The following is a 24,980-nucleotide window of genomic DNA, read 5'->3' as shown; positions in this document are numbered from 1 at the left end:
ATGCCGGGCGACAACGTGTCGATCGAAGTCAAGCTGATCGCCCCGATCGCCATGGAAGAAGGCCTGCGCTTCGCCATCCGTGAAGGCGGCCGCACTGTCGGCGCCGGCGTGGTTGCCAAGATCATCGCTTAAGACTGAGTCAGGCTGCAGGGGTATAGCTCAATTGGCAGAGCGTCGGTCTCCAAAACCGAAGGTTGGGGGTTCGATTCCCTCTGCCCCTGCCACTGCCGGACGCTGCTGAACGGCGAACGGTCCAAAAAGCCTGGCTTCCAGCCCGCGGGACGTGTCGACGCCCCGGCGGGCTTTCCTGCTCATGGGTCCCGGTCGTTTCCGTGCCGAGGACAAAGTGAACGTGATGACCACTCCCCAAGTCGAAACCGTGACCACCCAGGCCGACAAGTCGCGGCTGATCGCCGCGTCGCTGCTGCTGCTGGGCGGTCTGGTGGCCTTCTACCTGCTGGCTGCGCAGGGCGCGCTGGCGCAGTGGGCTGCGCTGCTGGTTCTGCTGGGTGGGGCGGTCGCCGTGTTCTTCACGTCCGAGCAGGGCAAGGCGCTGATCGCGTACGGCCGCGAGTCGGTGCGCGAATTCCAGAAGGTGGTCTGGCCGACCCGCAAGGAGGCCGGCCAGATGACCGGTTATGTCTTCGCCTTCGTCGTGGTGATGGCGCTGTTCCTGTGGTTCACGGACAAGACCCTCGAGTGGGTCCTGTACGACCTGATCCTGGGCTGGAAGCGTTGAATCCTCCCGACGCATTGGCGAGCAAGGTGACTACAAGATGAGCGACATCACGACTCCCCCCGCGGCCACGCCGATGCGCTGGTACGTGGTCCATGCCTACTCCGGCATGGAGAAGGCGGTGGAGCGCAACCTGCGCGAACGCATCGAGCGCTCGGGCATGCAGGCCAAGTTCGGCCGCATCCTGGTCCCGACCGAGGAAGTGGTCGAGATGCGCAACGGCAAGAAGGCCGTGACCGAGCGTCGCTTCTTCCCCGGCTACGTGCTGGTCGAGATGGTCATGGACGACGAGTCCTGGCATCTGGTCAAGAACACCAGCAAGGTGACCGGCTTCGTCGGCGGTGCCAAGAACCGCCCGGTGCCCATCTCGGAAGACGAGGTCATGAAGATCGTCAGCCAGATGCAGGAAGGCATCGAGAAGCCGCGGCCCAAGGTCGAGTGGGAAGTGGGCGAGGTCGTCCGCGTCAAGGACGGCCCGTTCACCGACTTCAACGGCGTCATCGAGGAAGTCAACTACGACAAGAACAAGCTGCGGGTGTCGGTCACGATCTTCGGTCGTGCGACGCCTGTGGAACTCGACTTCCATCAGGTCGAGAAGGTCTGAGCCGAGAGGCACGGACACATCCGTCGCGGATGCCGCGCCTGCGCGGGTCCGCTTCAACCCAGTGACGAGGAGCCTGCCGCAAGGCGGGCGCTAGAACTCGAGGAGCCATCATGGCAAAGAAGATCGTCGGCTTCATCAAGCTGCAAGTTCCGGCGGGCAAGGCCAATCCTTCGCCCCCGATCGGTCCCGCGCTCGGCCAGCGTGGCCTGAACATCATGGAGTTCTGCAAGGCGTTCAACGCGCAGACCCAGCAGGGCTTCGAGCCGGGCATGAAGCTGCCGGTGGTGATCACCGCCTTCGCCGACAAGTCCTTCACCTTCATCATCAAGAGCCCGCCGGCGACGGCGCTGCTGAAGAAGGCCGCGAAGATCGAGCGTGGCTCGTCGCGCCCGCACGTCGAGAAGGTCGGCAAGCTGACCCGTGCGCAGCTCGAAGAGATCGCGAAGATCAAGGTCAAGGATCTGACGGCCGCCAACCTGGATGCCGCAGTCAAGACCATCGCCGGCTCGGCCCGCTCGATGGGCATCAACGTGGAAGGTCTCTGATCATGGCAAAGCTGACGAAGCGCCAGAAGGCACAGCAAGGCAAGGTCGAGACGACCAAGCTGTACGGCATCGACGACGCGCTGTCGCTCCTGAAGGAGTGCGCCGTGGCCAAGTTCGACGAATCCATCGACGTGGCTGTCCAGCTCGGCGTCGACGCGAAGAAGTCGGACCAGGTCGTTCGCGGTGCGGTCGTGATGCCCAACGGCACCGGCAAGACCAAGCGCGTCGCCGTGTTCACGCAAGGCGCCAAGGCCGAGGAAGCCAAGGCCGCCGGTGCTGACGTGGTCGGCATGGACGACCTGGCCGCCGAGGTCAAGGCCGGCAACATCAACTTCGACGTGGTCATCGCCTCGCCGGACGCGATGCGCGTGGTCGGTCAGCTGGGCCAGATCCTGGGCCCGCGCGGCCTGATGCCGAACCCGAAGGTCGGCACCGTGACCCCGGACGTCGTCACCGCCGTCAAGAACGCCAAGGCTGGCCAGGTCCAGTTCCGCGTCGACAAGGCCGGCATCATCCACGGCACGATCGGCCGTCGCTCGTTCGACAACGAGAAGCTGCGCGGCAACCTGCAGGCGCTGCTGGAAGCCCTGAACAAGGCCAAGCCGGCCTCGAGCAAGGGCGTCTACCTGCGCAAGGTGGCGGTGTCGTCGACCATGGGCGTGGGTGTCCGCGTCGACGTCGGCAGCATCAACGCTTCCGCCGCGGCCTGATCGGCCCGAGAGGATTCCAGAGGCCCTCGTGGCCTCCGGTGATGTCGCGAGTCTGGCGGCATCGCCGTCCCGAATTTGGTGGGCTGCACCGCAGCGATGCGGTGCAGGTCATCCAAGACCGCTGGCGCCAAGCCGCTTAATCGGCTGCCGGGATCCGTCCCGGCCGTCGGCCAGCGCAGATGGCGTACCCGCCGTGAAGTTCCGTCCGTCGTCGCCCTCCGGGGTGGTGCCGGGCTCCTGAACGGCCAGGTCGCTGCAATGAGGTGCGATCCGAGGGCTTGCCCGAGGGTCGCGTTTGAAGGAGTAGACCTTGAGTCTCAATCGCAACGAGAAAGCAGCCGTTGTCGAGGAAGTGTCGGCGCAGGCTGGCAAGTCCCAGACGCTCGTGCTGGCCGAGTACCGTGGCCTCACCGTCGCTCAAACGGATGCGCTGCGCAAGCAGGCGCGCGAGAAGGGTGTGTATCTTCACGTTCTGAAGAACACGCTGGCTCGCCGTGCTGTCGCCGGCACCCCGTTCGAGGCGGCCGAAGCCCAGTTCGTCGGTCCGCTGATCTACGGCTTCTCCGAAGACGCCGTCGCCGCCGCCAAGGTGGTCGCCGACTTCTCGAAGACCAACGACAAGCTGGTCATCAAGGGTGGCGCCTACGGTGGCAAGGCCCTTGACGCCAACGAAGTCAAGGCCCTGGCCAACGTCCCGAGCAAGGAAGTCCTGCTGGCCCAGCTGCTGGGTCTGCTGCAGACGCCGATCTCCGGTCTGGCTCGCGTCATCGCGGAAGTGGCCAAGCAGAAGGGCGGCGGCGCCGAAGCGCCGGCTGCCGAAGCTGCCGCCTGATTCCCGACGATCTGTTCTCTCGCATTCACTGCATTCAAGTATTAGGAGCCCATCATGGCATTCGACAAAGACGCTTTCCTGGCTGCCCTGGACACGATGACCGTCCTGGAACTGAACGACCTGGTCAAGGCCGTTGAAGAGAAGTTCGGCGTGTCCGCCGCTGCTGTCGCCGTCGCCGGCGGCGGCGCTGCTGGTGGCGCTGCTGCCCCGGCCGCTGAAGAGAAGACCGAATTCAACGTCGTCCTGCTGGAAGCCGGCGCCAACAAGGTGTCCGTCATCAAGGCCGTGCGCGAACTGACCGGTCTGGGCCTGAAGGAAGCCAAGGACATGGTCGACGGCGCCCCGAAGAACGTCAAGGAAGGCATCGCCAAGGCCGACGCCGAAGCCGCCGTCAAGAAGCTGGTCGAAGCTGGCGCCAAGGCCGAGCTCAAGTAATCCGGACTGCGCTTGCCGGCGCAATCCGATTCGCCGAGAAGGCTGGTCCGACAAGGGCCAGCCTTTTCGTGCTTGATTTTTTTCGGCTCAGGGTCTTTCCGGGCAGTCTGCACCTGAAAGCGTCTTCCGCGTTACCCTGGAAGGCTTTTTCAAGTGTTCTCTGATCCGACTGCGGAGAACAGGTTTGGTCGGGCCGGTGTGCAACGCACCGGTTGTCCGCCAGCGGCTGGTAGTGGCCAGCCACCAAGCTTCAGGCGCAAGGCCTGGTGCCAGTCGTCCCGATTTTCCTCGGCCGAACGAACCGCTGCCCTGGCCCGGCGGTGGGTGTCGACACGGAGTGATTGATGGCGCAAGCAACCCCCTACAGCTACACCGAGCGCAAGCGGATCCGCAAGAGCTTCGGCAAGCGCGCGAGCGTGCTGAACGTTCCCTATCTGCTGACGATGCAGAAGGACAGCTACGTCGCTTTCCTGCAGAAGGACGTCCCCCCGCAGAAGCGCAAGCCCGAAGGTCTGCAGGCTGCATTCCTTTCCGCGTTCCCGATCGTCTCGCACAACGGGTTCGTGGAAATGAAGTTCCTCGAATTCAACATCGCCAAGCCTCCGTTCGACGTGCGGGAGTGCCAGCAGCGCGGCCTGACCTTCGCGGCGGCGGTGCGTGCACGTCTGCAGATGGTGATCTACGACCGCGAGGCCTCGACCGCGCAGTCCAAGGTCGTCAAGGAGATCAAGGAGCAGGAAGTCTACATGGGCGAAGTGCCGCTCATGACCGACTACGGCTCCTTCATCGTCAACGGCACCGAGCGTGTCATCGTCAGCCAGCTGCACCGCTCTCCGGGCGTGTTCTTCGAGCACGACAAGGGCAAGACCCACTCGTCGGGCAAGCTGCTGTTCTCGGCGCGGATCATTCCGTACCGCGGCTCGTGGCTGGACTTCGAGTTCGATCCGAAGGACATCCTCTACTTCCGCGTCGACCGTCGCCGCAAGATGCCGGTGACGATCCTGCTCAAGGCGATCGGCCTGAACCCTGAGCAGATCCTGGCGAACTTCTTCAAGTTCGACAATTTCCGCCTGATGGATTCCGGCGCGCAGCTGGAATTCGTCGCCGAGCGCCTGAAGGGCGAGGTCGCGCGCTTCGACATCACCGACAAGAACGGTACGGTGGTGGTCGAGAAGGACAAGCGCATCACCGCCAAGCACATCCGCCAGCTCGACAGCTCGGGCACGCAGTTCATCAGCGTGCCGGAAGACTTCCTGGTGGGTCGCGTCGTCGCGCGCAACATGGTCGACCCGGACACCGGCGAGATCGTGGCCAAGGCCAACGACGAGGTCACCGAGTCGCTGCTGAAGAAGCTGCGCGCCGCGGGCATCCGCGAGCTGCAGTGCCTGTTCACCAACGAGCTCAGCCAGGGTCCGTACATCAGCCAGACGCTGGCGACCGACGAGACGGCCGACCAGTTCGCCGCCCGCGTGGCCATCTACCGCATGATGCGCCCCGGCGAGCCGCCGACGGAAGACGCCGTCGAGGCGCTGTTCCATCGCCTGTTCTACTCGGCCGACACCTACGACCTGTCGCGCGTCGGCCGCATGAAGTTCAACGCCCGCGTCAACCGCGACGGCGCCGAAGGTCCGATGACGCTGACCAACGAGGACATCCTCGACGTGGTCAAGATCCTGGTGGATCTGCGCAACGGCAACGGCGAGGTCGACGACATCGACCACCTGGGCAACCGCCGCGTGCGCTGCGTGGGCGAACTGGCCGAGAACCAGTACCGCTCGGGCCTCGCCCGCATCGAGAAGGCCGTCAAGGAGCGTCTGGGCCAGGCCGAGACCGAAGCCCTGATGCCGCACGACCTGATCAACTCCAAGCCGATCTCCGCGGCGCTGAAGGAGTTCTTCGGTGCGTCGCAGCTGTCGCAGTTCATGGACCAGACCAACCCGCTGTCGGAGATCACGCACAAGCGTCGTGTCTCCGCGCTGGGCCCGGGCGGTCTGACCCGCGAGCGCGCCGGCTTCGAGGTGCGCGACGTGCACGTCACCCACTACGGCCGCGTCTGCCCGATCGAGACCCCGGAAGGTCCGAACATCGGTCTGATCAACTCGCTGGCGCTGTTCGCGCGCCTGAACGAGTACGGCTTCCTGGAGACGCCGTACCGCCGCGTGAAGGACGGTGTCGCCACCGCCCAGATCGACTACCTGTCGGCGATCGAGGAAGGCAAGTACGTCATCGCCCAGGCCAACGCGAGCCTGGACGAGAACAACCGCCTGTCCGACGAGCTGGTCTCGGCGCGCGAGAAGGGCGAATCGATGTTCGTCTCGCCGGAGCGTGTCCAGTACATGGACGTGGCGCCGACGCAGATCGTCTCGGTCGCGGCCTCGCTGGTGCCCTTCCTGGAGCACGATGACGCGAACCGCGCGCTGATGGGCGCCAACATGCAGCGTCAGGCCGTCCCGACCCTGCGCCCCGAGAAGGCGCTGGTCGGCACCGGCGTCGAGCGCGTCGCCGCGGTCGACTCGGGCACCGTCGTGACCGCCCGCCGCGGTGGCATCGTGGACTACGTCGACACCAACCGCATCGTCATCCGCGTCAACGACGCCGAGACGGTCGCCGGTGAAGTCGGCGTCGACATCTACAACCTGATCAAGTACCACCGTTCCAACCAGAACACGAACATCCACCAGCGCGCGATCGTCAATCGCGGCGACGTGGTGGGTTCGGGCGACGTGATCGCCGACGGTGCATCGACCGACCTGGGCGAACTGGCCCTGGGTCAGAACATGCTCGTCGCGTTCATGCCCTGGAACGGCTACAACTTCGAGGACTCGATCCTCATCTCGGAGCGCGTGGTCGCCGAGGACCGCTACACCTCGATCCACATCGAGGAGCTGGTGGTCATGGCCCGCGACACCAAGCTGGGCCCCGAGGACATCACCCGCGACATCCCGAACCTGTCCGAGCAGCAGCTGGCTCGCCTGGACGAGTCCGGCATCGTCTACATCGGCGCCGAGGTCAGCCCCGGCGACGTGCTGGTGGGCAAGGTCACGCCGAAGGGCGAGACCACGCTGACCCCGGAAGAGAAGCTGCTGCGCGCGATCTTCGGCGAGAAGGCGTCCGACGTGAAGGACACCTCGCTGCGCGTCGACCAGGGCACCTCCGGCACCGTCATCGACGTGCAGGTCTTCACCCGCGAAGGCATCCAGCGCGACAAGCGCGCCCAGCAGATCATCGACGATGAACTCAAGCGCTTCCGCCTGGACCTGAACGACCAGCTGCGCATCGTCGAGGCCGACGCCTTCGACCGGATCGAGAAGCTGCTGACCGGCCGTGTCGCCAACGGCGGCCCGCGCAAGATCGTCAAGGGCACGGTCATCGACAAGGCCTACCTGACCGACGTCGAGAAGTACCACTGGTTCGACATCCGTCCCGCCGAGGACGAGGTCGCCAACCAGCTCGAGTCGATCAAGAACTCGCTGGAGCAGACGCGCCACAGCTTCGACCTGCTGTTCGAAGAGAAGCGCAAGAAGCTCACGCAGGGCGACGAGCTGCCCGCCGGCGTGCTGAAGATGGTCAAGGTCTACCTGGCCGTCAAGCGCCGCCTGCAGCCTGGCGACAAGATGGCCGGCCGTCACGGCAACAAGGGTGTCGTGTCGAAGATCGTTCCGATCGAGGACATGCCCTACATGGCCGACGGCACGCCTGCCGACATCGTGCTGAACCCGCTGGGCGTGCCCTCGCGGATGAACGTCGGCCAGGTGCTGGAAGTGCACCTGGGCTGGGCGGGCAAGGGCATCGGCCAGCGCATCGGCAACCTGCTGCAGCAGGAAGCCGCGGTGGCCGAGCTGCGCCAGTTCCTGGACCAGGTCTACAACCAGACCGGCGGCCGGCCGGTCGAGCTCGAGCAGCTGTCGGACGGCGAGATCGTCTCGATGGCGCGCAACCTCTCCAACGGCGTGCCGTTCGCGACCCCCGTCTTCGACGGCGCGAAGGAAGAGGAGATCCGCGCGATGCTCAAGCTGGCCTATCCGGACGACATCGCCGAGCGCAAGGGCCTGACCGCGTCGCGCACCCAGGCCTACCTGCATGACGGCCGCACCGGCGAGCGCTTCGAGCGCCCGACCACCGTGGGCTACATGCACGTGCTGAAGCTGCACCACCTGGTCGACGACAAGATGCACGCCCGCTCCACGGGTCCGTACTCGCTCGTCACCCAGCAGCCGCTGGGCGGCAAGGCGCAGTTCGGCGGCCAGCGCTTCGGTGAAATGGAAGTGTGGGCGCTGGAGGCCTATGGCGCAGCGTATGTGCTGCAGGAAATGCTGACCGTGAAGTCCGATGACGTGAACGGCCGCACCAAGGTCTACGAGAACATCGTCAAGGGCGAGCACTCGATCGACGCCGGCATGCCGGAATCGTTCAACGTGCTGGTCAAGGAAATCCGTTCGCTCGGCATCGACATCGAGCTCGAGCGCAACTAAAGGACGGACAAGGAGTTAAGGCATGAAGGGACTACTCGACCTTTTCAAGCAGTTCACGCCCGACGAACACTTCGACGCGATCCGCATCGGGCTGGCCTCGCCCGAGAAGATCCGCTCGTGGTCGTTCGGCGAGGTGAAGAAGCCCGAGACGATCAACTACCGCACCTTCAAGCCGGAGCGTGACGGCCTGTTCTGCGCCAAGATCTTCGGCCCGATCAAGGACTACGAGTGCCTGTGCGGCAAGTACAAGCGCCTGAAGCATCGCGGCGTGATCTGCGAGAAGTGCGGCGTCGAAGTCACGCAGACCAAGGTCCGCCGTGACCGCATGGGTCACATCGACCTGGCGGCGCCGTGCGCGCACATCTGGTTCCTGAAGTCGCTGCCGTCGCGTCTGGGCCTGGTGCTCGACATGACGCTGCGCGACATCGAGCGCGTGCTGTACTTCGAGGCCTACGTCGTCGTCGATCCGGGCATGACGCCGCTGAAGAAGTTCTCGATCATGAGCGAGGACGACTACGACGCGAAGCGCCGCGAGTACGGCGACGAGTTCGTCGCGCTGATGGGTGCCGAGGGCATCAAGCAGCTGCTCGAGGAGATGGACCTCGACGTCGAGATCGAGCGCCTGCGCGGCGACATGACCGGCTCCGAGCTGAAGGTCAAGAAGAACTCCAAGCGCCTGAAGGTGATGGAGGCCTTCAAGAAGTCGGGCATCAAGCCGCACTGGATGATCATGGAGGTCCTGCCGGTGCTGCCGCCGGACCTGCGTCCGCTGGTGCCGCTGGACGGCGGCCGCTTCGCGACCTCCGACCTGAACGACCTGTACCGCCGCGTCATCAACCGGAACAACCGTCTGGCTCGCCTGCTCGAGCTGAAGGCGCCGGAGATCATCGTGCGCAACGAGAAGCGCATGCTGCAGGAGGCGGTCGACAGCCTGCTGGACAACGGCCGCCGCGGCAAGGCGATGACGGGCGCGAACAAGCGCGCGCTGAAGTCCCTGGCCGACATGATCAAGGGCAAGTCGGGCCGCTTCCGCCAGAACCTGCTGGGCAAGCGCGTCGACTACTCGGGTCGTTCGGTCATCACCGTGGGTCCGACGCTCAAGCTGCACCAGTGCGGTCTGCCCAAGCTGATGGCGCTGGAGCTGTTCAAGCCCTTCATCTTCAGCCGTCTGGAAGCGATGGGCATCGCCTCCACGATCAAGCAGGCGAAGAAGGAAGTGGAATCGGGCACGCCGGTGGTCTGGGACATCCTTGAGGAAGTCATCAAGGAACACCCGATCATGCTGAACCGGGCGCCGACGCTGCACCGCCTGGGCATCCAGGCCTTCGAGCCGGTGCTGATCGAAGGCAAGGCGATCCAGCTGCATCCGCTCGTCTGCTCGGCCTTCAACGCCGACTTCGACGGTGACCAGATGGCCGTGCACGTGCCGCTGTCGATCGAGGCGCAGATGGAAGCGCGCGCCCTGATGCTGGCGTCGAACAACGTGCTGTTCCCGGCCTCGGGCGAGCCGTCGATCGTGCCGTCGCAGGACGTGGTGCTGGGCCTGTACTACGCCACCCGCGAGCGCATCAACGGCAAGGGCGAAGGCATGGTCTTCTCCGATGTCGGCGAAGTGCTGCGCGCGCTGGACAACGGCGTCGTCGAGCTGACCGCCCGCATCAACGTGCGCCTGACCGAGTACGTCAAGGACAAGACCACCGACGAATGGGTGCCCGAGACCAAGCTCGTGGCCACCACCGTCGGGCGTGCGCTGCTCTCCGAGATCCTTCCGCGCGGCCTGCCGTTCAGCAACCTGAACAAGGCGCTGAAGAAGAAGGAGATCTCGCGCCTGATCAACACCTCGTTCCGCAAGTGCGGCCTGAAGGACACGGTGGTCTTCGCGGACAAGCTGCTGCAGAGCGGCTTCCGTCTGGCCACCCGCGCCGGCATCTCGATCGCCATCGACGACATGCTGGTGCCGCGCCAGAAGTACGAGCTGATCGAGAAGGCCGAGAACGAGGTCAAGGAGATCGAGCAGCAGTACGTCTCGGGTCTCGTGACCGCGGGCGAGCGCTACAACAAGGTCGTCGACATCTGGGGCAAGACCGGTGACGAGGTCGGCAAGGTGATGATGAGCCAGCTGTCCAAGCAGAAGGTCATCGATCGCCATGGCAAGGAAGTGGATCAGGAGTCGTTCAACTCCATCTACATGATGGCCGACTCGGGCGCGCGGGGTTCCGCCGCCCAGATCCGCCAGCTCGCCGGCATGCGCGGCCTGATGGCCAAGCCGGACGGCTCGATCATCGAGACGCCGATCACGGCGAACTTCCGCGAAGGCCTGAACGTCCTGCAGTACTTCATCTCCACCCACGGTGCCCGCAAGGGCCTGGCGGACACGGCGCTGAAGACCGCGAACTCGGGCTACCTGACCCGCCGTCTCGTCGACGTGACCCAGGATCTGGTGGTCATCGAGGACGACTGCGGCACCGAGAACGGCCTGGCGATGCGTGCGCTGGTCGAAGGCGGTGAAGTGATCGAATCGCTGCGCGACCGTATCCTCGGCCGCGTGACCGCCATCGACGTGATCCACCCGGAAACCCAGGAAGTCCTGGTGACCAAGGGCCGGATGCTCGACGAGGACGCGATGGACGTGCTGGAAGCCGCCGGCGTCGACGAGGTCAAGGTCCGCACGACCCTGACCTGCGACACCCGCTACGGCATCTGCGCGAAGTGCTACGGCCGCGACCTCGGCCGCGGCGGCCTGGTCAACCAGGGCGAGGCCATCGGCGTCATCGCGGCGCAGTCGATCGGCGAACCCGGCACCCAGCTGACGATGCGGACCTTCCACATCGGCGGCGCGGCGTCGCGTGCGGCGGTGGCCTCGAGCGTCGAAGCCAAGTCGGACGGCATCATCGGCTTCAACAGCACGATGCGCTACGTCACGAACGGCAAGGGCGAGCTCGTGGTGATCTCCCGTTCCGGCGAGATCGTCATCACCGACCCGCACGGCCGCGAGCGCGAGCGCCACAAGGTGCCGTACGGCGCGACGCTGAACGTCAAGGCCGACCAGACCATCAAGGCCGGCACGATCCTGGGCAACTGGGATCCGCTGACCCGCCCGATCATCACCGAGTTCGCCGGCAAGATGCGCTTCGAGAACGTCGAGGAAGGCGTGACCGTGGCGAAGCAGGTGGACGAGGTGACCGGTCTGTCGACGCTGGTGGTCATCGACCCGAAGCGCCGCGGCTCGGCCAAGGTGGTGCGCCCGCAGGTCAAGCTGCTGGACTTCGCCGGCCAGGAAGTGAAGATCCCCGGCACCGACCACTCGGTGACGATCGGCTTCCCCATCGGCGCGCTGATCCAGGTCCGCGACGGCCAGGACGTGATGCCCGGCGAAGTGCTGGCGCGCATCCCGGTCGAAGGCCAGAAGACCCGCGACATCACCGGCGGTCTGCCGCGGGTGGCCGAGCTGTTCGAGGCGCGCTCGCCGAAGGACAAGGGCATCCTGGCCGAGATCACCGGCACGGTGTCGTTCGGCAAGGAGACCAAGGGCAAGGTGCGTCTGCAGATCACCGATCCGGAAGGTCGCGTCTACGAGGAACTCGTGCCGAAGGAAAAGAACATCCTCGTGCACGAAGGCCAGGTGGTCAACAAGGGCGAGTCGATCGTCGACGGTCCGGCCGATCCGCAGGACATCCTGCGCCTGCTGGGCGTCGAGGAGCTGGCACGCTACATCGTCGACGAAGTGCAGGACGTCTACCGTCTGCAGGGCGTGAAGATCAACGACAAGCACATCGAGGTGATCGTTCGCCAGATGCTGCGTCGCGTGCAGATCACGAACTCGGGCGACACGCACTACATCGTCGGCGAGCAGGTCGAGCGCTCGGAGCTGTTCGACACCAACGACCTGATGCGCAAGGACGGCAAGCTGCCGGCGACCTACTCCGACGTGCTGCTGGGCATCACGAAGGCGTCGCTGTCGACCGACTCGTTCATCTCGGCCGCGTCCTTCCAGGAAACGACCCGCGTGCTGACCGAGGCGGCGATCATGGGCAAGCGCGACGAGCTGCGCGGCCTGAAGGAAAACGTCATCGTCGGCCGACTGATCCCGGCCGGCACCGGTCTCGCCTACCACCAGGCCCGCAAGGCCAAGGAGGAAATGGACGAGACCGAGCGCCGCGCGATCGCGCTGCAGGAAGCGCAGGACGCGCTGGCTGCGGTCGACGAGGCGGCCGGTGCGCTGCCCGACGGCGACCTGTCCTCGCAAGGCTGAGCCTGAACGCCTGGATCGCCTGATCCTGCCCGGAAGACCGGGCGGGAGCCCGGCCCGCAAGACCCCGGAGCGCCCTGTGCGCTCCGGGGTCTTGCTTTTGGGCTTGCTGTTGCAAATGCTTTTGCATTAGCATCCGGGCATGCCCCCGTCCCTCTCCACGCCCGGCCGCGAACGCCAGACCCGCCAGCGCGACGCGCTGATGCAGGCGCTGCACGACAGCGCGCGCGCGCTGTCGCCGGCCGAGCTGTGCGAGCTCGGCCAGCGCGTGGTGCCGACGCTGAACCTGTCGACCGTCTACCGCCAGCTCGGCGCGATGCTCGAGACCGGCGAGGTGGTGCGCGTCGACCTGCCGGGCCAGTCGGCCCGCTACGAGGCGGTCTGCGGCCATGCGCGCGCGGCCGGGGGCGAGGACCATCATCACCATCATTTCCATTGCACCGCCTGCGGCCGGGTCTTCCCGATCCACGCCTGCCCGGGCGCGATGGACGAACTGGCGCCGCCGGGCTTCCGGGTGCAGCGCCATGACCTGACGCTGCACGGCCTGTGTGCCGACTGCGCCAGCGCCTCCCCTGCCGCCGATCACGAGACCGCCGATGCCGACGAATCCTGTCCTGCCGATGCCGCGTCTGCGCCTGTCTGCCGGAGCCCCCGGTGCTGATGGCCTCGGCGCTGAGCCGCTGTGCGGGCGCGGGCGTGCTGGTGCTGCTGCTTTGGGCGGCGGTGGGCTGGGCGCTGGCCTGATGCCGGCGGCGCTGCTGGAGCTGCAGTCGCTGACGCTCGAGCGCGGCGGCCGCGAGGTGGTGCGTGCGCTGAGCGGCACGCTGACGCGCGGCACGCTGACCGCGGTGGTCGGGCCGAACGGCGCCGGCAAGAGCACGCTGGTCGAGGCGCTGGCCGGACACCGCCCGCCGTGCGGCGGTCGCATCGTGCGCGCGGCGGGCCTGCGCCTGGCGCATCTGCCGCAGCAGTCGGCGCTGGACCGCAGCTTCCCGATCCGCGTCGGCGACGTCGTCGCGCTCGGCGCCTGGTCGCGCATCGGGCTGTGGAAGGCGCTGGGCGGCGGCCTGCGCCGCGAGGTCGATGCGGCGCTGGACACCGTCGGCCTGGCCGGCTGCGCGCGCCGGCCGATCTCGGACCTGTCGGTCGGCCAGTTCCAGCGCGTGCTGTTCGCGCGGCTGCTGCTGCAGGACGCCGACCTGATCCTGCTCGACGAGCCCTTCAACGCGGTCGACGAGACCACCACCGCCGACCTGCTGGCGCTGGTGCGGCGCTGGTGCGGCCAGGGGCGCGCGGTGGTCGCGGTGCTGCATGACCAGGCCCGCGTGCGGGCGCACGCCGACCGCCTGCTGAGCCTGGACGGCCGCGGCGGCTGGGCCTGGGGCGACACCGCCGAGCTGCTCGACGCGGCGGCGGCCCCCTGCCTCGCATGACGGATCTGCTCGACACGCTGCAGTCGCTGCTGTTCTCGCCCTTCGTCGAGTTCGGCTTCATGCGCCGCGCGCTGGTCGCGGTGGTGGCACTGTCGATGGGCGCGGCGCCGCTGGGCTGCCTGCTGGTGCTGCGCCGCATGAGCCTGCTCGGCGACGCGATGGCGCATGCGCTGCTGCCGGGTGCGGCGGTCGGCTACATGATCGCCGGGCTGTCGGTCACGGCGATGAGCGCCGGCGGCTTCGTCGCGGCGCTGGCGGTGGCGCTGCTGGCCGGCGCCGTCACCCGGCGCACCCACCAGCGCGAGGACGCCAGCTTCGCCGCCTTCTACCTGATCGCGCTGGCGCTGGGCGTGCTGCTGATCTCGATGCGCGGCAGCAGCGTCGACCTGATCCATGTGCTGTTCGGCAGCGTGCTGGCGGTCGACGACGCGGCGCTGCTGCTGGTGGCCACGATCGCCAGCGTGACGCTGATGCTGCTGGCGCTGCTGTACCGGCCGCTGGTGGTCGAGAGCTTCGATGCCGGCTTTCTCGCCTCGGTGGGCGGGCCCGGCGCGCTCAGCCACGGCGTGCTGCTGGTGCTGACGGTGGCCAATCTGGTCGGCGGCTTCCAGGCCATGGGCACGCTGATGGCGGTCGGCCTGATGATGGTGCCGGCCATCGCCGCGCGCTTCTGGGCGCGCGAGCTCGACCGGCTGGCGCTGCTGGCCACGCTGATGGCGGTGCTGTCGGGCTGGGCCGGGCTGCTGCTGTCCTTTCACGCCGACCTGCCGTCGGGGCCGGCCATCGTGCTGGTGGCCGGCGGCTTCTACCTGCTGTCGCTGCTGTTCGGCCGCCATGACGGCCTGCTGCGGCGCTCCTCGCGACGCTCCCTCGCATGATCCCGAACGATGTTCCTGCTGTCTCCGACCCGCTCCTGAGGGCCGCCGAGGGCGATGGCGGCCGCCGCCGCTGGCTGCGCCGCGCCGCCGGGCTCGCCGCGCTGCTCGGCGCCGGTGCGGCGGGTGCTGCCGGTGCGGCATCGGCGCGGCCGCTGCGGGTGGTCGCCAGCTTCTCGATCCTGGCCGATCTGGTCGCGCAGGTCGCCGGGCCGCTGGCCGAGGTGACGGCGCTGGTCGGGCCGGATGCCGATGCGCATGTCTTCCAGCCCGCGCCGGCCGACGTGCGCCGGCTGGCGCAGGCCGATCTGGTGGTCGTCAACGGCCTGGGCTTCGAGGGCTGGATGACCCGGCTGATCGGCTCGGCCGGCTACCGCGGCCCGGTGCTGACCTGCACCGACGGGCTGCCGCGGCGCGCTCCGGCACCGACGGCGGCACCGGCCGATCCGCATGCCTGGCAGGACCCGGCCCATGTGCGCCACTATGTCGCGCGCATCCGCGACGCGCTGATCGCCGCCCGCCCGGCCGAGGCCGGGACGCTGCGCCAGCGTGCCGCCGCCTTCGACGCCGAGCTGGTCGCGCTGGACCGGCGCATCCGCGCCGAGATCGCGACGCTGGCGCCGGAGCAGCGCCGCCTGGTGACCACGCACGACGCCTTCGCCGCCTTCGCCGCCGCCTACGGCATCGAGTTCCTCGCCGCGCAGGGCTGGAACACCGACAGCGAGCCCTCGGCCGGCGATGTCGCGCGGCTGATCCGCCAGATCCGCCGCCAGCAGGTCAGGGCGGTCTTCATCGAGAACGTGACCGACGCGCGCCTGGTCGAGCGCATCGCCCGCGAGACCGGCGCGACCGTCGGCGGCACGCTGTACTCGGATGCGCTGTCGGCCCCTTCCGGTCCGGCGGGCAGCTACCTGCGCCTGATGGCGCACAACGTCGCGACGCTGATGGCGGGCCTGCGTGGCCAGCCGGCGCCGCGCTGAGGCGCCGGCCGCGGACCGGCGGTGGCGATGATGGACATCCGCATGGCCGTTCCTCCGGCTCAGGCGCGTGCGGCGGCCGACGATATCGAAGGCATCTCCTGCCGTTCCGGGTCGTCCCGCCATGTCCGTCGAATCCCCCTTGATCCGCGAGCTGCGCCACCGGCTGCTCGCGCACCGTCCGTGGCGAGCCTGCCTGCGGCTGGGCCTGCTCGGGCTGCTGCCCTGCCTGCCGCCGGCGGCGCTGCTGGCGGCGGTGCTGGCCGGGCCGATCGGCGTGTCGCCGGCGGGGCTGTTCGCGCTGGCGCTGCTCGTGCCGGTGCTGATGCTGCCGTGGCTGGCGCGGCTGATCTACGAAATGCTGGCGCTGCTCGATCACCAGCGCGTGCGCCTGCTCGACCTGGATCCGAGCGATCCGCTGACCCGGCTGCTGACCCGGCGCCACTTCTTCGAGCGTGCCTCGCGCGAGGTCGCGCTGGCCGCGCGCCACGGCACGCCGCTGTCGCTGCTGCTGCTCGACATCGACCGGCTCTCCGCGATCAACCAGCGCCACGGCGAGGCGGCCGGCGACCAGGTGCTGGCCGAGGTGGCCGGGCTGGTGCACCGGCCGCTGCGGCTGCACGACCTGTGCGGGCGCTACGGCGGCGAGGAGTTCGCGGTGCTGCTGTCCGGCACCGCGCTGGCCGGGGCGCTGACGGTGGCCGAGCGGCTGCGCCATGCGGTGCCGGAGCAGCGCATCGTGCTGCCGGACGGCGAGGTGGCCAGTGTCACGGTCAGCATCGGCGTGGCGGTGCTGGAGCCGGAGCGCGCGACGCTGCCGCAGCTGCTGGCGCGTGCCGACGAGGCGCTGCGCTGCGCCAAGCTCGACGGGCGCGACCGCGTCGTGGCCGCGGCACCGCCCTGAGCCTCATCGTTTCTTCATGTCCATCGCGGAAGCTGTTCCCATGACCCTGCGCCTGCCTGTCCCGACTGTCCTGAGCCTGCTGCTGCTGGGCCCGCTGGCCGCCACGGCCGCGCCCCGCCATGACCACGGCGCCCACGAGCATGGCCGCGTCGCACTGGAGATCGCGCTCGACGGCCCGACGCTGACGATCGGCCTGGAGGCGCCGCTCGACAGCCTGCTCGGCTTCGAGCGCGCGCCGCGCACCGAGGCCGAGAAGAAGGCCGCGCAGGCGGTGCTGGCCGATCTGCGCGCCGGTGCCGGCCTGATCGTGCCGGACGCCGCGGCGCAGTGCCAGCCGGTCTCGACGACGGTCGATGCGCCGACGCTGCAGGGCGGGGCGGCGGCGGCCGGCGAGCACGCCGACCTGGATGCGACCTTCGTGCTGCGCTGCGCCCGGCCGCAGGCGCTGGCCTCGCTCGACCTCGGCAGCCTGCTCGACCGCTTCCGCCGCATCGCCCGCGTCGAGGCCGAGATCGTCGCGCCGGCGGGGCAGTTCAAGGCGGCACTGCAGCGTCCGGCGCGGGTGCTGCGCTGGGGCCGATGAGCCCGCTGCTGTCGCTGCGCGGTCTGCGCCACCGCTGGCCGGGCGCCGCCGCCGACACGCTCGACCTGGACCGGCTCGAGCTGATGCCCGGCGAGGCGGTCTTCCTGCGCGGCCCCAGCGGCTGCGGCAAGAGCACGCTGCTGTCGCTGATGGCCGGCGTGCTGGTGGCGGACGCCGGCACGGTCGCGCTGCTCGGCCAGGACTGGCGCGCGCAGTCGGCCGCGCGGCGCGACCGGCTGCGCGCCGACCATGTCGGCTACATCTTCCAGCAGTTCAACCTGCTGCCCTATCTGTCGGTGATCGACAACGTGCGGCTGCCGCTGCGCTTCTCGGCGCGCCGGCGCGCGCGCTGCGCCGGCGCCGACGAGCCCGAACAGTGGCTGGCGCGGCTCGGGCTGGACGCCTCGCTGTGGAAGCGTCCGGCGGCGCAGCTCTCGGTGGGGCAGCAGCAGCGCGTGGCCTGCGCGCGGGCGCTGGCCGGGCGGCCCGAGCTGGTGATCGCCGACGAGCCCACCTCGGCGCTGGACGAGGACACGCGCGACCGCTTCGTCGACGCGCTGCTGTCGAGCTGCCGCGAAGCCGCCAGCGCGCTGGTGCTGGTCAGCCATGACGCGCGGCTGGCCGGGCATTTCGCGCGCCAGATCGACCTGCCGGCGCTGAACCGCGCCGCCCGGCCCGGAGCCGAGCGATGAGCGCGCTGCTCGGACTGGCCGCGCGCAGCGCCTGGAGCCGGCGCTTCGTGCTGGCGCTGATCGTCGTGTCGATCGCGCTGTCGACCTTCCTGCTGCTGGGCATCGAGCGCCTGAGGCAGGACGTGCGGCAGAACTTCGCCCAGGCGGTCTCCGGCACCGACCTGATCGTCGGTCCGCGCACCGGCGCGGTGCAGCTGATGCTCTACGCGGTCTTCCGCGTCGGCAGCGCGACCAACAACATCGGCTGGGACAGCGTGCAGGCGCTGGCCGCGCAGCGCCAGGTGGCCTGGACGGTGCCGATCGCGCTGGGCGACAGCCACCGCGGCTTTGCGGTCGTCGGCACGACGCCGGCCTATTTCGAGCACTTCCGCTACGGCGAGCAGCAGCCGCTGGCGCTGGCGGCCGGGCGCGCCTTCGGCGACGGCGCGGGCCATGTCTTCGAGGCGGTGATCGGCGCCGAGGTGGCCGAGCGGCTGGGCTACCGCCTGGGCCAGCGCCTGGTGCTGAGCCACGGCGACGGCGCCTTCGCGGCCAACGACCATGCCGACAAGCCCTTCACCGTGGTCGGCATCCTGGCGCGCACCGGCACGCCGGTCGACCGCTCGGTGCACATCCCGCTCTCCGGCATCGAGGCCATCCACATCGACTGGATCGCCGGCACGCCGATGCCCGGCGCCCGCATCTCGGCCGAGGCCGCCGCCGCGCAGGACCTGACGCCGCGCACGGTGACCGCGGTGCTGGTCGGGCTGAAGAGCCGCGCGGCGGTGTTCGCGGTGCAGCGCTGGGTGCGCGGCTACGGCGACGAGCCGCTGATGGCGGTGCTGCCGGGCGTGGCGCTCGACGAGCTGTGGGAGGTGCTGGGCGCGGGCGAGCGTGCGCTGCAGGCGGTCAGCGTGCTGGTGGCGGTGGTCAGCCTGGCCGGGCTGGTCGCGGTGATCCTGGCCGGGCTGGATGCGCGCCGGCGCGAGCTGGCGATCCTGCGCTCGGTCGGCGCCGGCCCGCGTCAGGTGCTGGCGCTGCTGGCGGTGGAGGGCGCGCTGGTCACGCTGTGCGGCGTGCTGCTGGGCGCGCTGGCCTCGGCCGGCGCGATCGCGCTGCTGGGCGACCTCGCCCAGGCCCGCTGGGGGCTGGTGCTGCATGCGCGCTGGCCGGGCCCGGACGAGCTGCGCCTGATGGGCGCGCTGCTGCTGGGCGGCTGGCTGGCCAGCCTGGTGCCGGGCTGGCGCGCCTACCGGCTGTCGCTGGCCGACGGGCTGTCGCCGCGCGCCTAGAGCGGGCGATGCCCGTCCCCGCCGACACTTCGGGAATCGACAGGAGAACTGCTGTGATGCGATCGACGACAAGGACGACAACGAAGGCCGCGATGCTGGCGCTGGTCGCGGGCGTGGCGCTGCTGGGCGCGGCCCCGGCGCGCGCGGCCGATCCGAAGCCTGCTGCCGCGAAAGCGGCGCCCGCGTCCGCGGTGCGCCAGCTCAAGTGGGAAGAGATGGTCCCGTCGGGCTGGGACCCGGTGAAGATCCTGAAGGGCCGCGGCGACCTGAGCCGGCTGCAGGACGGCGATGCCAAGGCCAGCGCGATGCTGCGCGAGGTCCGCGAGGTCTGGGACGCCGCGCCGACCCGCCCCGAGCTCGACGGCCAGAAGGTGCGCCTGCCCGGCTACCTGGTGCCGCTGGAGGGCCAGGCGGGCGAGTGGAAGGAGTTCCTGCTGGTGCCGTATTTCGGCGCCTGCATCCACTCGCCGCCGCCGCCGGCCAACCAGATCGTCCACGTCAAGGCGGCCCTTCCCGCCAAGGGCCTGCGCAGCATGGACACCGTCTGGATCACCGGCACGATGCACACCGAGCGCCGCGACACCGACATGGGCGTCAGCGGCTACACCGTCGACGGCGCGATGGTCGAGAAATACGTCGAGCCGCCGGTGACGCCGCGCTGAAGTCCCCATGCGACGACACGGCGCCCGCTCCTCTGGGCCGCGGCGCGGCGGCCCGTCGCCGCTGGTGGCCGGCCTGTCGATCGCCGCGCTGCTGCTGGTGCTGACCGCCGCGACCGCCACGCATCGCCTGCCCGGCTGGATCTGGGCCTGGCACGCCGCGGCCAGCCTGCTGTGCTTCGCGCTCTACGCCGCCGACAAGTCCGCCGCCCAGGCCGGCCGCTGGCGCACCCCGGAATCGACCCTGCTGACGGCCGGCCTGATCGGCGGCTGGCCCGGCGCCATCGCCGCGCATCACCTGCTGCGCCACAAGTCGGTCAAGCCGTCCTTCCGCGTCGCCTTCCACCTGACGGTGGCGGCGGAGCTGGCCGCGCTGTCGTGGTGGGCGTGGCTCGGGCTCTGAGCCCTGGCCGCGACGGCGCCCTCAGCGCTCCCCGTCTTCCTTCAGCGCCGCCATCAGCGCGTCCATGTCCAGCCGGGCCTGGCGGCCGTCGACGGACTTCAGCACGCCTTCGCGGCGCAGCGCCGACACCAGCCGGCTGGCCGTCTCGAAGGTCATGTCGAGCATCGCGCCCATTTCCTGGCGGGTGGGCAGCCACAGCCGGCCGTCGTCCTCGCCGTATTCGCTGAGCTTGAGCAGCAGCCGCAGCATGCGGTGGCGCGCCGGGCCGCGGGCCAGCTCGGTCAGCCATTCGTCTGCGTCGTCGAGCGCGCGCTGCCAGCGCTTCATCAGGTCGCGCGTCAGGCCGGGGTGCGCCACCGACAGCTCGTCGATCAGCACCCGCGGGATGCGGCAGACCTCGACCTCGGTGCAGGCCACCGCGTCGGCCGCGTAGGTCTGGTGCAGGATCGCCTCCAGCCCGATCAGGTCGGTGCGCCCGGCCAGGCGCAGGATGCGCCGCTCGCCCGCATCGCTGCTGCGCTCCATGCGCAGCACGCCGCGGCGCACGGTGAAGACCGCGCTGCCGCTGTCCTGCGCCGAATAGAGCGTCTGCCCCGGCTCCAGGCGGATGTCGGCGATGCGGTAGTGGATCTGCGCCAGCGCCGCCTCGTCGAGCGCGCCGAACAGCGCGAACTGGCGCACGCTGCACGAGGCGCACACCTGCGCCTGCGGGTTGTACGTGCCGGCGGCCTGCGTGCTCGTCACGGCAATCGGAATGGGGTGTCCCATGGTCGCTGCGGTCTTTCCGGGTTCGGGGTGGGGCTGCGTACGGGTTGGAGTATCGCGCGTTCTGCGCCCGCCCATTCTTCGATGGGTCGCACAGGGCAGGACGGGCAGGGGGATCTCCGGGTGATCCCGGCCTCGCTATCATGTCCGGTTGGCTTCCCGCTCCGCCCCATGCCGCTCGACCCTCCGTTTCCGCCCGCCCGCACGTCGCTGATCTCGGTGCGCGGTGCCCGCACCCACAACCTGAAGAACATCGACCTCGACCTGCCGAAGAACGCGCTGGTCGTCATCACCGGGCTGTCGGGCTCGGGCAAGTCCAGCCTGGCCTTCGACACGCTCTATGCCGAGGGGCAGCGCCGCTACGTCGAGAGCCTCTCGGCCTACGCGCGCCAGTTCCTGCAGCTGATGGACAAGCCCGACGTCGACGTGATCGAGGGCCTGTCGCCGGCGATCTCGATCGAGCAGAAGGCCACCAGCCACAACCCGCGCTCGACGGTGGGCACGATCACCGAGATCCACGACTACCTGCGCCTGCTCTTTGCCCGCGCCGGCACGCCGCACTGCCCGGACCACGGCCTGCCGCTGCAGGCGCAGAGCGTCAGCCAGATGGTCGACGCGGTGCTGGCGCTGCCCGAGGAGACGAAGCTGATGGTGCTCGCGCCGGTGGTGCGCGACCGCAAGGGCGAGTTCGTCGAGCTGTTCGAGTCGATGCAGGCGCAGGGCTATGTGCGATTCCGCATCGACGGGCGCATCGTCGAGGCAGCCGACGTGCCGGCGCTGGCGCTGAAGAAGACCGAGAAGCACGACATCGACGTGGTGCTCGACCGCCTGAAGGTGCGTCCCGACGCCCAGCAGCGCCTGGCCGAGAGCTTCGAGGCGGCGCTGCGCATCGCCGACGGCCGCGCGCTGGCGCTGGAGATGGACACCGGCGCCGAGCATCTGTTCTCGGCCAGGTTCGCCTGCCCGGTCTGCAGCTATTCGCTGGCCGAGCTGGAGCCGCGGCTGTTCTCGTTCAACTCGCCGGTGGGCGCCTGCCCGAGCTGCGACGGCCTGGGCCATGTCGACGTGTTCGACCCCGAGCGGGTGGTGGCCTTCCCGTCGCTCAGCCTGGCCAGCGGCGCGATCAAGGGCTGGGACCGCCGCAACGCCTACACCTTCTCGATGCTGGAGAGCGTCGCGGCCCACTACGGCTTCGACCTGGAGGACGCCTTCGAGGATCTGGCGCCCGAGCACCGCCAGGTGGTGCTGCACGGCTCCGGCGAGGAGGAGATCAGCTTCACCTACGCCGCCGAGGGCGCGGCCGGCAAGAAGCGCAGCGTCAGGCGCTCGCATCCCTTCGAGGGCATCCTGCCCAATCTGCAGCGCCGCTACCGCGAGACCGACTCGTCGGCGGTGCGCGAGGAACTGGCGCGCTTCATGGCGAACAAGGCCTGCCCGGACTGCGGCGGCTCGCGGCTGCGGCGCGAGGCGCGCCATGTGCTGCTGGTCGACGCCGACGGCCAGCCCGCGCGCGCCATCTACGAGGTCGAGCACGCGACGCTGGCCGAGTGCCAGCGCTATTTCGACGCGCTGCGGCTGCAGGGCGCCAAGGCCGAGATCGCCGACAAGGTGGTGCGCGAGATCCGCGCGCGGCTGCGCTTCCTCAACGACGTCGGCCTGAACTACCTGAGCCTGGACCGCAGCGCCGACACGCTCTCCGGCGGCGAGGCGCAGCGCATCCGCCTGGCCAGCCAGATCGGCTCGGGCCTGACCGGCGTGATGTACGTGCTCGACGAGCCCTCCATCGGCCTGCACCAGCGCGACAACGAGCGCCTGATCGGCACGCTGAAGCATCTGCGCGACCTGGGCAACTCGGTGCTGGTGGTCGAGCATGACGAGGACATGATCCGCGCCGCCGACCATGTGGTCGACATGGGGCCGGGCGCCGGCGTGCACGGCGGGCAGGTGATGGCGCAGGGCACGCCGGAGCAGGTCGCCGCCTCGCCGGACTCGCCCACCGGCCGCTACCTGGCGCAGGTGCTGCGCATCGAGGTGCCGCAGCGGCGCCGGCCCTTCCTGAAGGACGCGGAGGGCGCGCCTCGCGTGCTGCGCATCCGCAACGCCCGCGGCAACAACCTCAAGGGCGTGACGGTCGAGATCCCGGTCGGGCTGATGACCTGCGTGACCGGCGTGTCCGGCTCGGGCAAGAGCACGCTGATCAACGACACGCTCTACGCCGCCGTCTCGCGTCAGCTCTACCAGAGCCACCAGGAGCCCGAGGCGCACGACGAGATCGAGGGCCTGGGCCACTTCGACAAGGTCATCAACGTCGACCAGAGCCCGATCGGGCGCACGCCGCGCTCCAATCCGGCCACCTACACCGGCCTGTTCACCCCGATCCGCGAACTCTTCGCCGAGGTGCCGACCGCGCGCGAGCGCGGCTACGGCGCCGGGCGCTTCAGCTTCAACGTCGCCGGCGGGCGCTGCGAGGCCTGCCAGGGCGACGGCGTCATCAAGGTGGAGATGCACTTCCTGCCCGACGTCTACGTGCCCTGCGACACCTGCCTGGGCAAGCGCTACAACCGCGAGACGCTGGAGGTGCTCTACAAGGGCCGCAACATCACCGAGGTGCTGGAGCTGACGGTGGAGGACGCGCGCGAGTTCTTCTCGGCGGTGCCCTCGATCGCGCGCAAGCTGCAGACGCTGATGGACGTCGGCCTGGGCTACATCCGCCTGGGCCAGTCGGCGACCACGCTGTCGGGCGGCGAGGCGCAGCGGGTGAAGCTGGCGCTGGAGCTGTCCAAGCGCGACACCGGCCGCACGCTCTACATCCTCGACGAGCCGACCACCGGCCTGCACTTCGCCGACATCGAGCTGCTGCTGCGGGTGCTGCACCAGCTCTGCGAGGCCGGCAACACGGTGGTGGTGATCGAGCACAACCTGGACGTCATCAAGACCGCCGACTGGCTGCTCGACATGGGCCCGGAAGGCGGCTCGGGCGGCGGCACGCTGCTGGCGGCCGGCACGCCCGAGGACATCGCCGCGTGCGCGGCCAGCCACACCGGGCGGTTCCTGAAGCCGCTGCTCGCGGCTCCGGCCGTCACTGCAGGATCAGGCGGGCGTTGAGCGGCTGCACCGGGCGGTTGTTCTTCTGGTGGATGGCCTGCGTGAAGGCCTGCACCTGGGCCTTGGACGCGACGTCGGAGGCCTTCATGACGAACCAGTGCACGCCCTCGGAGCACGGCGGCGTGGTCAGCGAGCCGCTGAACCAGTAGTAGGCCCGCTCGCGCGGCAGCAGCATGCGGGCGTCGACCGGGTTGTTCAGCGCCTGCTTGCCGCCGGCATCCTGGGGCATGACGCTCCAGGCCTTCTCCAGCTCGGCATTCGTGTCGCCCGGCTCGAACATCACCGCCACCACCGCGAGCTGGCCGTCGCGGTTGGCGTGCACGAAGTGGACCTCCATCGGGAAGGACTTGCCCTCGATGGTGTTCTCGCTCGGCGTGTGGAAGTGGAACTGCTTGAGCTCGTAGGTGTCGCCGTTGACGCGCATCGTGCTGCCGGGCGCGTAGTTCACCTGGATGGTGTGGCCGTTGTTGATGACCTCGCGGCCGCCGGCGCGGTAGTCGAACTCCAGCATCGGCAGCTGGCCCTTGATCGCGCCCGTCAGGTTGACCGGCGACTGGTTGCGGCCCTTGCTGCACGAGGCGAATTCCGGCGAGAGCTCGCCCCAGTGTTCCGGCCCTTCCTTGCCGTCGTAGGTCCAGTGCGAGCCGCCGGCTCCGGCCTGGGCGGCGCCCAGGCTCATCAGGCCGGCCAGGGCGATCGAGATCGACAGGATCCGCTTTTTCATCATCAT

The 24,980-nt window shown here is 69.2% G+C and carries 22 protein-coding genes and 1 tRNA gene; 21 read left to right on the top strand and 2 right to left on the bottom strand.

Annotated features, from left to right (window positions below; genetic code table 11):
• From HNQ01_RS19790 to HNQ01_RS19695, 20 genes are all read left to right on the top strand, one after another.
• On the top strand, positions 1-132 hold a 132-nt coding region (locus tag HNQ01_RS19790; RefSeq protein ID WP_473964405.1), incomplete at its 5' end, for an EF-Tu C-terminal domain-related protein.
• A 16-nt stretch (positions 133-148) separates the two neighbouring features.
• A tRNA-Trp gene (locus HNQ01_RS19785) sits at positions 149-224 on the top strand.
• Positions 225-355: 131 nt separating this feature from the next.
• Complete coding sequence (gene secE / locus HNQ01_RS19780; RefSeq protein ID WP_173807236.1) at positions 356-739, top strand: preprotein translocase subunit SecE; 384 nt, start codon at positions 356-358, stop codon at positions 737-739.
• A gap of 37 nt (positions 740-776) precedes the next feature.
• Positions 777-1,340 carry a transcription termination/antitermination protein NusG gene (nusG, locus tag HNQ01_RS19775; RefSeq protein ID WP_173807235.1) on the top strand — a complete coding sequence of 188 codons (564 nt, stop codon included), beginning with the start codon at positions 777-779 and terminating at the stop codon, positions 1,338-1,340.
• Positions 1,341-1,450: 110 nt separating this feature from the next.
• Positions 1,451-1,885, top strand: coding sequence for a 50S ribosomal protein L11 (gene rplK, locus HNQ01_RS19770; RefSeq protein ID WP_037481634.1), 435 nt, complete (start codon positions 1,451-1,453; stop codon positions 1,883-1,885).
• A gap of 2 nt (positions 1,886-1,887) precedes the next feature.
• A complete protein-coding gene (rplA, locus tag HNQ01_RS19765) occupies positions 1,888-2,595 on the top strand; it encodes a 50S ribosomal protein L1 (protein WP_173807234.1) in 708 nt (235 codons plus the stop codon).
• 310 nt (positions 2,596-2,905) lie between these two features.
• A complete protein-coding gene (gene rplJ / locus HNQ01_RS19760) occupies positions 2,906-3,427 on the top strand; it encodes a 50S ribosomal protein L10 (RefSeq protein ID WP_149502227.1) in 522 nt (173 codons plus the stop codon).
• Between the two features lie 54 nt (positions 3,428-3,481).
• Positions 3,482-3,862: a 50S ribosomal protein L7/L12 gene (gene rplL / locus HNQ01_RS19755; RefSeq protein ID WP_173807233.1), complete on the top strand. Its 381-nt coding sequence runs from the start codon at positions 3,482-3,484 to the stop codon at positions 3,860-3,862.
• Positions 3,863-4,206: 344 nt separating this feature from the next.
• Positions 4,207-8,334, top strand: coding sequence for a DNA-directed RNA polymerase subunit beta (gene rpoB / locus HNQ01_RS19750; protein WP_173807232.1), 4,128 nt, complete (start codon positions 4,207-4,209; stop codon positions 8,332-8,334).
• 22 nt (positions 8,335-8,356) lie between these two features.
• Positions 8,357-12,586 carry a DNA-directed RNA polymerase subunit beta' gene (gene rpoC, locus HNQ01_RS19745; RefSeq protein WP_173807231.1) on the top strand — a complete coding sequence of 1,410 codons (4,230 nt, stop codon included), beginning with the start codon at positions 8,357-8,359 and terminating at the stop codon, positions 12,584-12,586.
• A gap of 139 nt (positions 12,587-12,725) precedes the next feature.
• Positions 12,726-13,244, top strand: a complete 519-nt coding sequence (locus tag HNQ01_RS19740) for a Fur family transcriptional regulator (protein WP_173807230.1) — start codon at positions 12,726-12,728, stop codon at positions 13,242-13,244.
• A gap of 82 nt (positions 13,245-13,326) precedes the next feature.
• Positions 13,327-14,016 carry a metal ABC transporter ATP-binding protein gene (locus tag HNQ01_RS19735; protein ID WP_173807229.1) on the top strand — a complete coding sequence of 230 codons (690 nt, stop codon included), beginning with the start codon at positions 13,327-13,329 and terminating at the stop codon, positions 14,014-14,016.
• Complete coding sequence (locus HNQ01_RS19730; protein ID WP_173807228.1) at positions 14,013-14,894, top strand: metal ABC transporter permease; 882 nt, start codon at positions 14,013-14,015, stop codon at positions 14,892-14,894. The genes HNQ01_RS19735 and HNQ01_RS19730 overlap by 4 nt, the downstream gene beginning before the upstream one ends.
• On the top strand, positions 14,891-15,871 hold the full coding sequence (locus tag HNQ01_RS19725; RefSeq protein WP_173807227.1) for a metal ABC transporter solute-binding protein, Zn/Mn family: 981 nt from the start codon (positions 14,891-14,893) through the stop codon (positions 15,869-15,871). The genes HNQ01_RS19730 and HNQ01_RS19725 overlap by 4 nt, the downstream gene beginning before the upstream one ends.
• A gap of 121 nt (positions 15,872-15,992) precedes the next feature.
• Complete coding sequence (locus HNQ01_RS19720) at positions 15,993-16,772, top strand: GGDEF domain-containing protein (RefSeq protein ID WP_173807226.1); 780 nt, start codon at positions 15,993-15,995, stop codon at positions 16,770-16,772.
• 40 nt (positions 16,773-16,812) lie between these two features.
• On the top strand, positions 16,813-17,355 hold the full coding sequence (locus tag HNQ01_RS19715) for a ZrgA family zinc uptake protein (protein ID WP_173807225.1): 543 nt from the start codon (positions 16,813-16,815) through the stop codon (positions 17,353-17,355).
• Positions 17,352-18,047, top strand: a complete 696-nt coding sequence (locus tag HNQ01_RS19710; RefSeq protein ID WP_173807224.1) for an ABC transporter ATP-binding protein — start codon at positions 17,352-17,354, stop codon at positions 18,045-18,047. Before HNQ01_RS19715 ends, HNQ01_RS19710 begins: the two co-directional genes overlap by 4 nt.
• Positions 18,044-19,318, top strand: a complete 1,275-nt coding sequence (locus HNQ01_RS19705) for an ABC transporter permease (RefSeq protein ID WP_173807223.1) — start codon at positions 18,044-18,046, stop codon at positions 19,316-19,318. Before HNQ01_RS19710 ends, HNQ01_RS19705 begins: the two co-directional genes overlap by 4 nt.
• A gap of 56 nt (positions 19,319-19,374) precedes the next feature.
• Positions 19,375-19,980: a DUF3299 domain-containing protein gene (locus tag HNQ01_RS19700; RefSeq protein WP_173807222.1), complete on the top strand. Its 606-nt coding sequence runs from the start codon at positions 19,375-19,377 to the stop codon at positions 19,978-19,980.
• A gap of 7 nt (positions 19,981-19,987) precedes the next feature.
• Positions 19,988-20,380 (top strand): DUF1294 domain-containing protein, encoded by a 393-nt coding sequence (locus HNQ01_RS19695; RefSeq protein WP_173807220.1) that lies wholly within the window; start codon positions 19,988-19,990, stop codon positions 20,378-20,380.
• A 21-nt stretch (positions 20,381-20,401) separates the two neighbouring features.
• Here the strand turns inward: HNQ01_RS19695 and HNQ01_RS19690 are convergent, their stop codons facing one another.
• Positions 20,402-21,124: a Crp/Fnr family transcriptional regulator gene (locus HNQ01_RS19690; RefSeq protein WP_173807218.1), complete on the bottom strand. Its 723-nt coding sequence runs from the start codon at positions 21,122-21,124 to the stop codon at positions 20,402-20,404.
• A 192-nt stretch (positions 21,125-21,316) separates the two neighbouring features.
• Here HNQ01_RS19690 and uvrA point away from each other — a divergent pair, with 192 nt between their 5' ends.
• A complete protein-coding gene (gene uvrA, locus HNQ01_RS19685; protein ID WP_173807216.1) occupies positions 21,317-24,250 on the top strand; it encodes an excinuclease ABC subunit UvrA in 2,934 nt (977 codons plus the stop codon).
• Here uvrA and HNQ01_RS19680 read toward each other — a convergent pair.
• Positions 24,225-24,974, bottom strand: coding sequence for a carbonic anhydrase (locus HNQ01_RS19680; protein ID WP_173807240.1), 750 nt, complete (start codon positions 24,972-24,974; stop codon positions 24,225-24,227). The two genes, uvrA and HNQ01_RS19680, sit on opposite strands and share 26 nt — an antisense overlap.
• Positions 24,975-24,980: the final 6 nt, after the last annotated feature.

The sequence above is a fragment of the Sphaerotilus uruguayifluvii genome (assembly GCF_013294065.1).
In the GTDB taxonomy this organism is placed as follows: Bacteria; Pseudomonadota; Gammaproteobacteria; order Burkholderiales; family Burkholderiaceae_C; genus Sphaerotilus; species Sphaerotilus uruguayifluvii.
The sequence above is the reverse complement of the archived record's forward strand: the minus strand, read 5'-3'. Positions and strand labels throughout refer to the sequence as shown.